The 14,362-nt window shown below is 59.9% G+C and carries 15 protein-coding genes and 1 pseudogene; 7 read left to right on the top strand and 9 right to left on the bottom strand.

All coding sequences use genetic code 11. The features are described from left to right. The 6 genes and pseudogenes from ASD70_RS29360 to ASD70_RS10940 all read left to right on the top strand — a co-directional run. Nucleotides 1-450: pseudogene (locus ASD70_RS29360) on the top strand (hypothetical protein); the annotation flags it as partial. Between the two features lies 1 nt (nt 451). After that, a partial coding sequence (locus ASD70_RS29355; RefSeq protein ID WP_269084993.1) for an HNH/endonuclease VII fold putative polymorphic toxin occupies nt 452-1,047 on the top strand: 596 nt, incomplete at its 5' end. After that, the gene (locus ASD70_RS10945) at nt 1,044-1,448 is read left to right on the top strand and encodes an Imm50 family immunity protein (RefSeq protein WP_056846425.1); all 405 of its coding nucleotides are present in this window, start codon (nt 1,044-1,046) and stop codon (nt 1,446-1,448) included. The genes ASD70_RS29355 and ASD70_RS10945, both read left to right, overlap by 4 nt. A 63-nt stretch (nt 1,449-1,511) precedes the next feature. Then, complete coding sequence (locus ASD70_RS28310) at nt 1,512-1,805, top strand: polymorphic toxin type 47 domain-containing protein (RefSeq protein WP_158528914.1); 294 nt, start codon at nt 1,512-1,514, stop codon at nt 1,803-1,805. Nucleotides 1,806-1,935: 130 nt separating this feature from the next. Further along, on the top strand, nt 1,936-2,193 hold the full coding sequence (locus ASD70_RS28305; protein WP_236708701.1) for a hypothetical protein: 258 nt from the start codon (nt 1,936-1,938) through the stop codon (nt 2,191-2,193). 116 nt (nt 2,194-2,309) lie between these two features. Further along, the gene (locus ASD70_RS10940; RefSeq protein ID WP_056846424.1) at nt 2,310-2,672 is read left to right on the top strand and encodes an Mpo1-like protein; all 363 of its coding nucleotides are present in this window, start codon (nt 2,310-2,312) and stop codon (nt 2,670-2,672) included. Nucleotides 2,673-2,675: 3 nt separating this feature from the next. On the opposite strand, the gene ASD70_RS10935 is transcribed toward ASD70_RS10940, so the two are convergent. The 3 genes from ASD70_RS10935 to ASD70_RS10925 all read right to left on the bottom strand — a co-directional run bounded on the left by ASD70_RS10935 (nt 2,676) and on the right by ASD70_RS10925 (nt 4,645). After that, entirely contained in the window at nt 2,676-3,473 is a 798-nt protein-coding gene (locus ASD70_RS10935; RefSeq protein ID WP_056846423.1) for an acyl-CoA thioesterase, read from the bottom strand. 90 nt (nt 3,474-3,563) lie between these two features. Further along, a complete protein-coding gene (locus ASD70_RS10930; RefSeq protein ID WP_046071568.1) occupies nt 3,564-4,325 on the bottom strand; it encodes a CHAD domain-containing protein in 762 nt (253 codons plus the stop codon). A 41-nt stretch (nt 4,326-4,366) separates the two neighbouring features. Next, complete coding sequence (locus ASD70_RS10925; RefSeq protein ID WP_012722962.1) at nt 4,367-4,645, bottom strand: hypothetical protein; 279 nt, start codon at nt 4,643-4,645, stop codon at nt 4,367-4,369. Nucleotides 4,646-4,861: 216 nt separating this feature from the next. On the opposite strand from ASD70_RS10925, the gene ASD70_RS10920 reads away from it, so the two are divergent. Next, nucleotides 4,862-5,899 (top strand): patatin-like phospholipase family protein, encoded by a 1,038-nt coding sequence (locus ASD70_RS10920; RefSeq protein ID WP_043047421.1) that lies wholly within the window; start codon nt 4,862-4,864, stop codon nt 5,897-5,899. A 70-nt stretch (nt 5,900-5,969) separates the two neighbouring features. Here the strand turns inward: ASD70_RS10920 and ASD70_RS10915 are convergent, their stop codons facing one another. From ASD70_RS10915 to kdpF, 6 genes are all read right to left on the bottom strand, one after another. Beyond that, entirely contained in the window at nt 5,970-6,659 is a 690-nt protein-coding gene (locus ASD70_RS10915; protein ID WP_046071567.1) for a response regulator, read from the bottom strand. 139 nt (nt 6,660-6,798) lie between these two features. After that, the gene (locus ASD70_RS10910) at nt 6,799-9,441 is read right to left on the bottom strand and encodes a sensor histidine kinase (protein WP_056846422.1); all 2,643 of its coding nucleotides are present in this window, start codon (nt 9,439-9,441) and stop codon (nt 6,799-6,801) included. A 138-nt stretch (nt 9,442-9,579) separates the two neighbouring features. Next, nucleotides 9,580-10,125, bottom strand: a complete 546-nt coding sequence (gene kdpC, locus ASD70_RS10905) for a potassium-transporting ATPase subunit KdpC (protein ID WP_056846421.1) — start codon at nt 10,123-10,125, stop codon at nt 9,580-9,582. Between the two features lie 40 nt (nt 10,126-10,165). Further along, entirely contained in the window at nt 10,166-12,223 is a 2,058-nt protein-coding gene (gene kdpB, locus ASD70_RS10900; RefSeq protein WP_177342316.1) for a potassium-transporting ATPase subunit KdpB, read from the bottom strand. Between the two features lie 20 nt (nt 12,224-12,243). After that, nucleotides 12,244-13,944: a potassium-transporting ATPase subunit KdpA gene (kdpA, locus tag ASD70_RS10895; protein WP_046071563.1), complete on the bottom strand. Its 1,701-nt coding sequence runs from the start codon at nt 13,942-13,944 to the stop codon at nt 12,244-12,246. Between the two features lie 10 nt (nt 13,945-13,954). After that, nucleotides 13,955-14,044 carry a K(+)-transporting ATPase subunit F gene (kdpF, locus tag ASD70_RS10890; RefSeq protein WP_003218754.1) on the bottom strand — a complete coding sequence of 30 codons (90 nt, stop codon included), beginning with the start codon at nt 14,042-14,044 and terminating at the stop codon, nt 13,955-13,957. Nucleotides 14,045-14,362: the final 318 nt, after the last annotated feature.

Genomic DNA, 14,362 nt, shown 5'->3' with positions numbered 1-14,362 from the left:
CACCTCGCACCTGTTCCGTGCCGGTCGTGAACACCAACGCCAACAAGGCCAGCTGCTCAGCCACTACCACTACGACGACCAGAATCGCCTGCACGCCCACGCCGTCACACAGCAGGAAAATTACCTTTACCAGCGCCAATACGACTACGACAAAAGCGGCAACCTCACCCGCCTGCTCGACACCCGCAAAGGCCAATACGACTACCACTACGACCCCCTCGCCCGCCTGACCCGCGCCGACCACTCCCAAGACGTGCAAGAACGCTTCGCCCACAACCCGGCGGGCAACCTGCTCATGCAAGACCGCCCGGGGCCGGACATCGTCGCGGCGAACCGCCTGGTGATCCAGGGTGACCGTCACTACGACTACGACGCCTTCGGCAACCTCATCCGCGAACGACGCGGCAAGGGCCATCAGCTCGTCACTGAATACCGCTACGACTGCCAGCANTCGATCAGGAAAGCGGGCTGCACTACAACCGCCATCGCTACTACAATCCGGATATTGGTCGTTACCTGACGCCGGATCCGGTGAAGTTGGCGGGTGGGGTCAATGCGTACCAGTACGTGCCCAACCCTACCGGGTGGATTGATCCGCTGGGATTGAGCACAAATTGTCCGGGCTCAGGAAAGAAAAAACCGACCTGCTCTTTGCCTGCTGAACCGGATATACCTGATGTCTCTCGTAAAGGGGCGTTCAGGCAAGCAAAAAGGGATGCCAATGTACCGATGACTCAAAACCCCGATGTGATGACACACCCGAAGTCAGGAAGAACGACACAGTACATAGTAGAAAAAATGACTGATTTGAATGATGACAATATATTGGATGAGAGCGGTAGATTCATAAAATCAAGGGTTTATCAATTCACGAGGGCAGATGGCTCTAAAGTACTTATTCAAGACCATTCTGCAGGGCATAAATTTGGCAGACCAGACGGCATAGGTGACCAAAAAGCGCATTTCAACTTGCGACCAATAGACAAGCCTCGAAACGGAACCGTAAACGGCGGCAAGGATCATTACAACTTTAGGAAAAACCGATGAAATACTGGAACGAACTTGATCATAATATTTTTTTTGAAAAGATTTTTAGCACGCCTATAGAAATCGGAAAAATTGCTCTTTTTTCTTTGCAAATAGAAAATGATCGACCTTCTGTGGGATTAGGGTTCGACATACCCGAATTCCCAGATATCTTGCCAAAAAAATGGGAAGGGAAAGGCTATAACACCTGCAGAATGGGCATCGATTGTCATGGTATTCGCGAATTAAAAATACACAACATCCCCCTTAGAGAGGTGTTTTATGTTGATATTACTAAGCAAAATGACCTTTTTCATTTCCAAGCAAAGAATGAAATTTCTCTAATTGAATTCAAGGCTAAATTCATTTCACTTTGCGATCCGAATGTATACATAAATGGTCCAGACGATTATTTTTTCTAGATAGAACAAAAATAGCGTAATCACTATGCCCCCATAGCCAGCCCCAATTCGCCACCCGATGGTTTGGATGAGGCCTTTCGCAGAACAGGCATACCGGAGACTGAATACAGCGTATCGAAATGGGGCAAAGACCAATATGGCAAATCATTTCCAACGGAATGGCGTGTACAAAGCGGGCCCAATAGGGGAGTGGAAGTGAATATTGACGACCTTCTGCTTGTGCCAAGCAAAGAAGGCCAAAAATCACCTCATATCGGCTATCAAACTCCTGGAAAGAGGTCCGGTGGAGGCGCAAAGAGAGGCCATATACTGCTCAAACTGGTTCCTCTTAGCCGCTCCAAAAAAGGTATCCCTTGATGAGCTACTTGAAAGAGGAAATAGACGAAGCATGTAACACCTTGAAAATCAGCTCAAGGAAGCTTGATGCGAATGAACTAAACGTATTGATAAATTCTCTGACGAGAAATTTTTTCAAATCAAAAGCAACGTGCTTGATTCCACCGAACTGAAAGAAAAATACACAGAGCATAACCCTAACTTTTGGAAAGAAATGCCGTATCGCATCAGCAAGAATAGTTTACTTCTGCTGGTATTCGACTCAACATATAGGGCATGGGAAATTGATAACACACCAGTTTTAGCATCTGTTTTAGGCGAAACCACCGGTTATCCATTTTGGATAACCGATAACGAACTGACGTTTTTAGTACACATGGATGACCATGACTGTGTGATTTGGGCATGAGATCAATCCGCCCAAATTGTTCTCTATAACCCCCATAGCCAGCCTTGATTCGCTACCCCGCCCGCCCACACCTAAACTCCTTCCAAGTTGTTTCAACGGACAGAGGATTCACCATCATGGGCAAACGTCACCCCAATCTCCCCGCCTGGCAATGGCGTCACTACCCACAAAACCATCAACACCCGGCCAACCTGGCACTGCATCTGATTGCCGTGCCGCTGTTTATCGTCGGCTTTCTGCTGATCGTTTCGGGGGTGTTCAGCCTGAGTCTGGCCAGCTTCGCCGTCGGTGTGGTGGGGATCGTGGCAGGCCTGGCGTTGCAGCGTCATGGTCATAGCCTGGAGGCCCAGGCCAGTGAGCCGTTCAGTGACCGTAAAGACGCGGTGCAACGGCTGGTGGTCGAGCAGTTCGTGACCTTCCCGCGCTTTGTATTGAGCGGCGGCTGGTGGCGCGCCTGGCGGCAGCGCCACCGGCACTGAGGCTCAGGCGAATACCACCACGGTCTGGCGACTGAGGGCGATCAACTCGCCGGTCGGGCTCCACAGTGCAGCGGCCGCATGGCCGTAGCCGTCGCGGGCATGTTCGATGTTGACGTGGTATTGGCACCAATCGAGGGTGGTCAGGTCTTGCAGCGGCTGGATGAACTCGATGGTCCAGGTCAGGGTGCTGCCTGGCGCAGGCTTTTTCAGGTGTGGCAGCAGGGCCGGCGGCCAGGCGTCGACCAGGGCGAGGATATGCGCCTCGGTCAGTGGTTCTTCTTTCACATCCCCGCGCAACCGCACCCAACCGCCCATGTCGCGGGATTTGTTACCGGTGAACGGCAGGCCGCCGACGCTCCAGCGCATCGCCAGATGGCGCATGAATTCAGGGGTGACGCCCTTGATGTAGGGCAACTCCTGACACTCATCCCAATGTTTGAATACCGGCGGCGCTTCGCTCGCCACGTCAATTTCCGATGCTCGAGACGCGCCAAAGCTGGCCTGGACCAGGGTCGCCACTTCGCCGTTCTGCACCACGCGGCCGAGCAACTGACTGACGGCCTTGCCTTCGCGCAACACTTCGACTTGATAACTGGCGGGCACATCCGGCGCGACCGGGCCGACAAAGGTGATGGCCAGGGAGCGCAAGGGGCGATCCGCCGGCACCTGCGCGCGCAGGGCCTCATATTGCAGGGCGGCGACCAGGCCGCCAAAGGTGGCACGGCCCTGGGCCCATTCGGCCGGGATGGTGACATCCAGCGGGTTGCTACGGGCAGCGTCGAGCAAATCACTAAAGCGCATGGCGACCTCACATCAAGAAAATCGATGGAGGGATCTTAACCATCGAATCCGGCAGGCACAGCGCCTATTCCGGCCAAAAACCGGACCACTTCAAAAACAATCGGCGCTGAGTTTGTCCAGCACACGATCAGCGCGACCTTGCGCCTTGAGCATGGTGCGCTGCCACACCGCCACACAGGGTTGCAGGTCCGGCTGGTGCCCGGCCTGGGCCAGCCATTGCCAGCAGTCATGCCAGTCACCCAGTGCACCCTGGGCCTTCTTCAACCGCGACATGGCGTTGGCGGGCAACTTGTCCAACTCGGGATAAGCCTCGGCGGCGTAACGCACGCGCTTGATCAGCAACCGCAGGCGGTGACGATCATGTTCGGGATCCTTCAGCGCGTCAGCGAGTTTCTGCCATTGCTTGGCCAGGCGCTTCTCGATGCGCGGGCGCAGGCCCTTGAGCAGTTTCTGGTGCTGGGCTGCGCGGATAAATCGGGGAAAGGCATCCAGGATCAGCAACAGATGCGCCAATTCTGCGCTCTGCGCCACTTGGCGATAGGTCTCGGGTTGCAGGCGCAGGCGCCGATCAGCCGCGTCGTGATGTCCGTGCTGATGCAAATACGCCGCCAGGACCTCTCGGTCGCGTAGCGGCGTGGTCAGTTGACCCACAGTCTTGGCGGCCAACTCGAGTTGCTCGACACCTGGCAGGCCGCGCAACGGACGCAACAGGCTGCGCAGACGGCGCACGGTGGTGCGCAAATCATGCAGCGCTTCATCGTCGGTGACGGCGGCAAGGCGAGCCTGGCAGCTCAGTAACCCTACTTCCAGGCCAATGACCTGAGCGACTAACTGATTGACCAAGGCTGACATCCTGCCCTCACTTTGCGATGAATAATCCTACTCGCTACAGGTTAACGCCCGGCGCGAGACTCTCGAATATAGAAACGCGCCTTTTCGGCTTTGTTGGAGCAGCCTTCAAACGCTTCGAATTGTTGCTGGGTCTTGGCGCCGGTCAACAGCGACAGGGCCTTGGAATAACTTACGGTGCCGGCGAAACCTTCAGCCTTGGCCAGGTCGAGTTCTTTCCAGGCGGCGTCCAATTGCGAGCCGCAGCTGTCGCGGTAGGCAGTTTTGCCAGCACAACCGGCCAAGGCCAGCACGATCACAGGCACACACATCCAGGCTTTCATTGATGACACCTCAAAATAAGCAAAATCATTCGTAGCCTGTAGACGTTGCCCACAGGAAAAAGTGCCTTGTCCTTAGCCTGAAATCGGTAGTACCTATTGCCAGAGCATACCCGAGCACAAGGGCTATCCTCGAAAAATATCGCAGGCCCAGCCGAAGATTGAAGCCGCCCCCCCGATGGGTGCATTGTGGGCACCTGTTTTTCGAAGGATCTGGTCATGAAAAAACGTGTTGCCTTAGTGCTGGGCTCCGGGGGAGCCAGGGGCTACGCCCATATCGGGGTCATCGAAGAAATCGAACGACGCGGCTATGACATCGCCTGTATCGCCGGCTGCTCCATGGGCGCCGTCGTGGGTGGGATCTACGCCGCCGGCAAGCTCGACGAGTACCGCAACTGGATCGAAAGCCTGGACTACCTCGACGTGCTGCGCCTGGTGGATGTGAGCTTTCGCCTGGGCGCGATTCGCGGTGAAAAAGTCTTCGGGCAGATCCGCAAGATCGTCGGAGAGATCAATATCGAAGAACTGCGTATCCCCTACACCGCCGTTGCCACCGACCTTACCAACCAGCAGGAAATCTGGTTCCAGGAGGGCTGCCTGCATCAGGCCATGCGCGCATCGGCAGCGATCCCCAGCCTGTTCACCCCGGTGATGCAAGGCAACCGCATGCTGGTGGATGGTGGCCTACTCAACCCGCTGCCCATCGTGCCGGTGGTGTCGAGCCACTGCGACTTGATCATCGCGGTCAACCTCAATGCCACCAACCAGAAGCATTACCAGCTACCGGTGATCCCACGTCCGCCTGCGTTCAAGAGCCGCTTCAACAGCCTGGCGAAATCGCTGGGTTCGCACCTGCCGTTTCGCCGCAAGCAGGCCGAGCAGTTGATGAAGCTCGAGCAGGAGGCCTTGCAGGCCCAGGCAGCGGAGATCAACCCATGGCTGGAGTCAGCCGAACCCGAATCCCAGCAACCCGCCGCCGCGCCGGAGAAAGCCGGCGCACCGAAGTCGGCGACGGGTTCGTTCATCATCGATAACGTCGGGCCTGCGTCGCTTCTGGACCTGATCAACCAGAGTTTCGAGGTGATGCAGACGTCATTGGCGCAATACAAGATCGCCGGGTATCCGCCCGATATCCTGATCAACGTGCCGAAGCGGGTGTGCCGGTTTTTCGAGTTCTACAAGGCGCCGGAACTGATCGCCCTGGGGCGGGAGATTGCCAGGGATACGCTGGATCGGTATGAGAGTGAGCAGGCCTGAAATTCTGGGTGTTGTTGATGGCCTCATCGGGGGCAAGCCCCCGATGAGGCCTGTTCAGGCAGCGGTGAACTCAAGTACCCAGCAGTCGATACCCCACCCCCGCCTCAGTCACGATGAACCGTGGCTGGGTCGGGTCATCCGCGAGTTTCTGGCGCAGGTGCCCCACCACGATACGCAGGTAGTGGCTGTCCTCGGTATGGGTAGGCCCCCAGATGTCCTTGAGCAACTGCTGTTGGGTAATCACTCGCCCAGGATGACGTGCCAGTTGCGCGAGCACCGCGTATTCCTTGCGGGTCAGCGCCACTTCGGCACCGTCCAGCAGTACGCGGCGATAGGCCAGGTCCACCGTCAGCGGGCCAAAACTCAAGGCGGCTTCCTGGGCCTCTCCCGCCGGTGCCTGGCGCAACAACGCACGCACACGAGCGAGAAACTCCTGGATGCCGAAGGGCTTGGTCACATAGTCATTGGCGCCACCGTCAAGGGCCTCGACCTTCTGACCTTCACTGGCGCGTACCGACAGCACCAGCACCGGCACCGTCGACCACTCGCGAAACTCGCGTAGCACTTGCTGGCCGTCCATGTCAGGCAGGCCCAGGTCGAGCACCAGCAAATCCGGTTTGCTCAGGGCCGCCTGGGCCAGGCCTTCGTTGCCGGTGCCGGCCTCGATCACCTTATAGCCCTGGGAGGCCAGGCTGATACGCAGGAATTTGCGGATCTGCGGTTCGTCATCAATGACTAGAATCGTCGCGGTCTGGCTCATGGTATCCGTCAAAATCCATTAAAAAATCACCCCTCTGTAGGAGCGAGCTTGCTCGCGAAAAACCCATAGGCACCGCGTAAACTCAGGACGCCATCATTATCGTTAACGACCTTCGCGAGCAAGCTCGCTCCTACAAGGTTTATTCCAGGGCAGGCTGTGTCGGCAATGGCAGAAACAGGGTAATGCAGGTACCCCGCCCTTCAATGCCATCGGCCACGCTGATATGCCCGCCATGCGCGCCGACCATGCCCTGGCAGATCGCCAGGCCGAGGCCGGTGCCCTGCCCGCCCCGGTCGCCGCGGGCAGCGGTGTAGAACATGTCGAAGATCTTCGTACGCTCATCCTCGGGAATTCCCGGGCCCTCATCGGCCACGGCAAAAAACAGCTGGTTGTCGGACACGCCCGCGCTCAACTGCAAGCGGCCCTGGGGTGGCGAAAAACGTGCTGCGTTTTCCAGCACATTGACCAGTGCCTGTTCGATCAACGCTGCATGCACATACAACAAAGGCAGTTCCGACGGCATATCGGTACTCACCTGTAAGGGTGCGAGCACGGCGCGCAAGCGTGCGAGGGCACTGCCGACGATATCGCCGGGCGACACCCAATCGCGCGCCAGTTTCAGCGCGCCGTGGCCCAGGCGCGTCATGTCCAGCAGGTTCTGGATATAACGGTCCAGACGTTCGGCTTCGTCACGGGTACCCTCAAGCAATTCGCGGCGATCCTCCAGGGGAATGGCCTCACCGAGGGCCATCAGGCTGTCGATGCTGCCGCGCATGGAGGTCAAGGGCGTGCGCAAATCATGGGACACTGAAGCAAGCAAAGCGCTGCGCAGTTGTTCGGTTTCCCCATGCAGGCGCGCCGATTCCAACTCCTGCCCCAGCTGTGCACGCGCCAGCGCCTGGGCCAGCGGCTGGCTCAACGCAGTGAGCAAACGCCGACGCTGGCCACTCAACTCCAGGCCCGGCTTGGCACTGACACCGAGCAAGCCCAATGGCCCCTCTTCACCCGACAGCGGCCACCACCACCAACGCCCAAACGGCAAGGTGCCGGTGCCCATGCCCGCGGGCTGGTCATGCTGCCAGGCCCAATCGGCGGCAGCGCGCTCGGCTTCGCTGAGGGTCAATGGGCCGCCGGTCTCAATCTTCCAGCCGCCTTGGCCGTCGCGATTGACCAGGCACAGGTCGAGATCGCTCCAACCTTGCAGATGATGGGCCGCGGCACTGATCACCGCCTGGCGATCGGTGGCAGCGGTGAGCTTGCGCGACAGGTCGAGCAGCTCGCTGGTTTCCTCCTGAGTATCGCGCAACGCCTGCAACTGGCGCCGCTGACGTGCCGCAAGGTTACCGGTCAAGGCCGCCATCAGCAGAAAGAACAACAGGGTCAGCACATCCTCTTCGCGCTGGATGGCGAAGGAAAAATTCGGCGGGATAAACAGAAAGTCGTAGGTCATGAACGACAATGCCGCGCACACCAGGGACGGCCCCAGGCTGCTGCGCACCGCCACCAGCAGCACGGCAGCGAGAAACACCAGTGAGATATTCGGCAGCGGTAGTAGGCTGGATACGGCCCAGGCCACGGCAGTAGCGACCACCGTGGCAACCACGGCCAAGGCGTAATCGAACCACACCAACCCGCGTACATCCGGCAGGCGCGGTGGTGCAGGCATGTCATCGCTGTCGAGGACGTTGATTTCCAAGCCTCGGGCATTGCGCAACAGGCGCGCCGCCAAACCGCCACCGAACAAGCGCCGCCGCCAGCGCATGCGCGACTGCCCCACCAGCAACAAGCTGGCGCGGCGTTCAGCGGCATGCTGGATCAGCGTCTTGGCCACTTCCCCGGCACGCAGCAGCACCACTTCTCCACCCAGCCGCTCCGCCAGTTGCTGGGCGTTCTGCAGGCGCAGGCGCGATTGCTCGTCCCGCGCCCGGCCGTTATCGACATGCACCAGGCTCCAGGGCAAATGCCGACGCTGGGCCACCCGGCTGGCATGGCGCACCAGGCGTTCGGCTTGTGCATCGCCATCTACGCCGACCAGCAAACGCCCGCGGACTGCCGGCGCGGCCTGGCCCAGTTGACGGTAGCCCTGGGCCAGGTCGTCGTCGACATGGGCGGCGGCGGTTTGCATGGCCAGCTCGCGCAGGGCCATGAGGTTGGTCTGGGTAAAAAACGCATCGATGGCCGCACGCGCCTGCTCCGGTACGTACACCTTGCCGTCACGCAGGCGCTCCAGCAGCTCGCGGGAAGGCAGGTCGATCAGCAGCAGTTCGTCGGCCTCCTGCAGCACCCAGTCCGGCAGGGTTTCACGTACTTGCACGCCAGTGATGCCACGCACCTGGTCATTGAGGCTTTCCAGGTGCTGGACGTTGACCGTAGTGAACACGTTGATGCCGGCGGCGAGCAGTTCCTGAATGTCTTGCCAGCGCTTTTCATGGCGGCTGCCGGGGGCGTTGCTGTGGGCCAGCTCATCCACCAGCACCAGCTTGGGCTTGGCGGCGAGCAGGCCGTCGAGGTCCATTTCTTCAAGCATTACGCCACGGTACTCGCTGCGTAGCAGCGGTTGTTGCGGCAGGCCGCTGAGCAAGGCTTCGGTCTCGGCGCGGCCGTGGGTTTCGACCACACCGGCAATCAGGCTTACGCCTTGGCGCAACTGGGTGTGGGCCGCCTGGAGCATGGCGTAGGTCTTGCCCACGCCGGGCGCGGCGCCGAGGAAGACTTTGAGCCGGCCACGGCCGTTACGGGGCAGATCGGCTAACAGGGCGTCGGCGCGGCCGGAGTCGCTCATGCGGGTTCCTTCAGGCAGGTATTTTCAGGTCAATGAAGATCAACTGTGGGAGGGGGCTTGCTCCCGATAGCGGTGTATCAGCGACAGATATTTCGACTGAACCACCGCTATCGGGAGCAAGCCCCCTCTCACAGTGGTTCAGAGTTTTTCCAGGGCCATGTTCAGGGCCAGGACGTTTATCACCGGCGGCCCTACCAACGGGCTTTCGATGTGCTCATCCAACAACCGCTGCAACGTCGCCACCGGCACATTCCGCGCCGCCGCTACCCGCGCCAGTTGATAGGCAATCGCCTGTGGTGGCAAGTGTGGATCAAGACCACTGCCAGAGGTAGTCAGCGAAGCCAATGGCACCGGGCCCTGGCCAGGCACCGATTGCTTGCTGGCATCCTCGAAGATGCGGGTCGCCAAGGCCGGATTGCTTGGCCCCAGGTTACTGGCACTGCTGGACACCGTCGCAAAAGCCCCGGCTGACGGGCGTGGGTGAAACCAGTTGTCGCCGGTAAAGTCCTGGGCGATCAGGCTGGAGCCGCGCACTTTGCCACTGGCATCGCGCACCAGGCTGCCATTGGCCTGGTCGGGGAAGGCCACTTGCGCCACGCCAGTGACCACCAGCGGGTAGGCTACGCCAGTGATCAGGCTCATGAGCACCAGCAGGCTCAGGGCCGGGCGGATCATCTTAGTCATCGTCAAATCCTCAATAATTCGGCAAACCAACGGGGCGAGTTCAAACCAGGTGCAGCGCGGTCAGCAGCATGTCGATAGCCTTGATACCCACGAACGGCACCAACAGCCCACCCAGGCCGTAGATCAGCAGGTTGCGTCGCAGCAAGGCCGCCGCACTCGCCGCATGCACCCGCACGCCGCGCAGGGCCAGGGGAATCAGCACCACGATAATCAGCGCGTTGAACACGATGGCCGACAGGATCGCGCTCTGCGGGCTCTGCAAGTGCATGATGTTAAGCACGCCTAATTGCGGGTAGATCGAGGCGAACAGCGCCGGCAGGATCGCGAAGTATTTGGCTACGTCGTTGGCGATGGAAAAAGTTGTCAGCGCGCCACGGGTCACCAGCAATTCCTTACCGATCTGCACCACGTCCAGCAGCTTGGTCGGGTCGCTGTCGAGGTCGACCATGTTGGCGGCTTCGCGCGCCGCCTGAGTGCCATCGTTCATCGCCATGCCGACGTCGGCCTGGGCCAGCGCCGGAGCGTCGTTGGCGCCGTCGCCGCACATGGCAACCAGGCGGCCATCGTTCTGTTCATGACGAATACGCGCGAGTTTCTTCTCCGGCGTGGCTTCGGCCAGCACGTCGTCCACACCGGCTTCAGCGGCGATTGCGGCGGCGGTCAGCGGGTTGTCGCCGGTAACCATCACGGTGCGAATCCCCAACTTGCGCAGCTCGGCAAAACGCTCGCGGATGCCGGGCTTGACCACGTCCTTGAGATGAATTGCACCGAGCAACTTGCCATCGGCACATACCAGCAAAGGCGTACCGCCGCTTTGGGCGATCTTGTCGATCTCCCGCGACAGTGGCGGTAAAAGCTCGCTGCGTGGCTGACCGATAAACGCCAGCAGCGAATCCACGGCGCCTTTGCGGAATACTCGGCCCTGGTAGTCAACGCCAGACAAACGGGTTTCAGCACTGAACGGTACAGCGGTCAACTCATCCAGGCTCGGCTCGGCTTGCGGGTGCAAGGCACGCAGGTATTCGACGATGGATTTGCCTTCCGCCGTGTCATCGGCCAGGGACGCCAGCAGCGCGCCTTCGGCTAGTTCCCGGCCACTGACGCCAGGCGCAGCGACCACCGCCGAGCAGCGACGGTTACCGAAGGTAATGGTGCCGGTCTTGTCCAGCAGCAATACGTGCACGTCCCCCGCCGCTTCCACGGCGCGACCGGACTTGGCGATCACGTTGAGGCGCACCAGGCGATCCATGCCGGCAATCCCGATGGCCGACAGCAAGCCACCAATGGTGGTCGGAATCAGCGTCACCAACAGTGCGACCAGGAACACTAAGGGCAAGCTGCCATTGGCGAAGTGGGCAAAGGGCTGCAGGGTCACCACCACCAGCAGGAAGATCAAGGTCAGGCCGATCAGCAGGATATCCAGCGCGACTTCGTTGGGGGTTTTCTGGCGCTTGGCACCTTCCACCAGCGCGATCATGCGATCCAGCGTGGACTCACCGGGGTTGGCGGTGATGCGGATCAGCAGCCAGTCCGAGACCAGCCGTGTGTTGCCAGTAACGGCCGAGCGGTCTCCGCCGGACTCGCGGATCACCGGGGCGGATTCGCCAGTGATCGCCGCTTCATTGACCGCGGCGATACCTTCGACGACCTCACCGTCACCGGGGATCATTTCGCCGGCGGCGACACGCACCACATCGCCTTTGCGCAGGCTGGTGGCCGGCACCACCTTGAAGCTGCCATCGGCCTCCTGGCGCCGAGCGCTCAAGCCTTCGCTGCCGGCCTTGAGGCTGTCGGCGCGGGCCTTGCCACGGCCTTCAGCCAGGGCTTCGGCGAAGTTGGCGAACAGCACGGTGAACCACAGCCACACCGCGATTTGCACGGCGACAAAGGTCGGCACGGTGGTATCGGGCACAAAGCACAATACGGTGGTGAGGATGGCGGTCAGTTCGACCACCAGCATCACCGGCGAGCGTTGCAGTTGGCGTGGGTCGAGCTTGACGAACGCCTGGACCAGTGCCGGGCGCCAGAGGGCCGAGATGGCGGTTTTGGCAGGCTCCTGGGTTTTGACCGGTGCCGCGTTTTTTGCAGGCATATTCATTTTCATGTCCCCTAGGCTCTTCATTTAGCAACAGCCATGCTCAAGTGTTCAGCGATAGGCCCAAGCGCCAGCGTCGGCAGGAAAGTCAGGCCGCCCACCAGCAAGATGGTCACGGTCAACAAAGTGACGAACAGCGGGCCATGGGTGGGGAAGCTGTTCTGGCCAATCGGTGCTGCCTTCTTCATCGCCAGGCTGCCGGCCAGGGCCAGTACCGGGAGGATGTAGCCAAAGCGGCCGATCAACATGCCCAGGCCAAGCATCAGGTTATGGAACGCGGTATTGGCGCCGAGGCCGGCAAACGCCGAACCGTTGTTGGCACTGGCCGAGGTGTAGGCGTACAGCAACTGGCTGAACCCGTGGGGCCCGGGGTTACTGATGGCACCTGCCGGGCCTGGCAGGCTGGCGGCGATGGAACTCAGCACCAGCACACCGACCGGCATCACCAGCAGGGTCACCACCAGCAATTGCACTTCCTTGGCCTGGAGTTTCTTGCCCAGGTATTCCGGGGTGCGGCCAATCATCAGGCCGGCGAGGAACACGGCGATCAACACGTTGAGCAACATGCCATACATGCCGGCACCAACGCCGCCGAAGATCACTTCTCCGACCATCATGTTAACCAGCGCCACCATCCCGCTCAGGGGGCTGAGACTGTCCTGCATGCCGTTGACCGAACCGTTGGACGCCGCGGTGGTGGTCACCGACCACAGCACGGTACCGGTGGTGCCAAAGCGTGTTTCCTTGCCTTCCAGCGGTGCGGTTTGCTCCACGGCTGGGTGGTTCAGGGTTGGATTGGGCTGGTATTCGGACCACAGCGACGTCGCGCCGCCGATCAGGAACAGTGCCAGCATGCAACCGAGGATGGCACGGCTCTGACGCAGGTCTTTAACGTAGTGGCCAAAGGTAAACACCAACGCTACCGGGATCAGAATGATCGAAGCCACTTCGAACAGGTTGGCCCAGGCCGTCGGGTCCTCGAACGGATGCGCCGAGTTCACACCGAAGAAACCGCCGCCGTTGGTACCCAGTTGCTTGATCGCAATCTGGCTGGCCGCCGGGCCCAGGGGGATGACTTGGTCCACGCCCTGCATCGTCACGGCATCAATGTAATGGGCGAAGGTTTGCGGCACGCCCTGCCATACCAGGAACAGCGCCAGCACCAGGCACAACGGCAACAGGCCGTAGAGGGTGGCGCGGGTCATGTCGACCCAGAAATTGCCCAGCGTCTGGGCAGATTTGCGACCAATCCCACGGCATAAGGCGACCAGGACTGCGAGGCCAGTCGCCGCACTGACGAAGTTCTGCACAGTCAGGCCGACCATCTGGCTGAGGTAGCTCAGGGACGCCTCACCGCTGTAGTTCTGCCAGTTGGTGTTGGTCATGAAACTGACGGCAGTGTTGAACGCCAGGGTCCATTCCTGGCCCGGCAGTTTTTGCGGGTTGAGCGGGAGGGAGCCTTGGAACAACAGGATCGAGAACAACAGCAAGAAGCCCGCGAGGTTGAATGCGAGCAAGGCCAGCATGTACTTCTGCCAGCTTTGTTCCTGCTGTGCATCCACACCCGACAGGCGATAACAGGCGTTTTCCACCGGCCCCAGTACTGGGCTGAGCCAGGTACGTTGGCCTTCCATCACCTTGTAATAGAACCGCCCCAGGAACGGTGCCGGCACCAGTACCACGGCAAAGAAGGCGATGATCAGCCAATAGTCATAACTGTGCATAGCCCTGCTCCTAGTTCCGATCCGCGCGTAACAGCGCAACCAGCAGATAAATGAACAGCGCCACGGCCAATAGCAGTGACACCCCGTCCAGAACGCTCATGGAAGTTTCTCCGTTTAACGGCCGAGTGCCGCGTGTGGGGCCATTGTCCGCAGGAGGGGTGTAAAGGAACGAGAGCGAGGGGGTGGGAGGGCCGTAAAGATGGCGTAAAGAATGGCTTTATGCGGGCTTTATACAGGGGTCAGACGCCCCGCAGGCGCGCGTTGGCAACGCGATCAAAATGTGGGAGGGGGCTTGCTCCCGATAACGCCAGCCCAGCCACCACCGCCCCTACCTGGTGCATCGCCATACAGTTTCAAACGCCAAACCATCCTGCCAACGACACTCGCACCGCTTTACGACAGCACTTTGGGAAGTGGC

The sequence above is a fragment of the Pseudomonas sp. Root569 genome (assembly GCF_001427465.1).
In the GTDB taxonomy this organism is placed as follows: domain Bacteria; phylum Pseudomonadota; class Gammaproteobacteria; order Pseudomonadales; family Pseudomonadaceae; genus Aquipseudomonas; species Aquipseudomonas synxantha.
The sequence above is the reverse complement of the archived record's forward strand: the minus strand, read 5'-3'. Positions and strand labels throughout refer to the sequence as shown.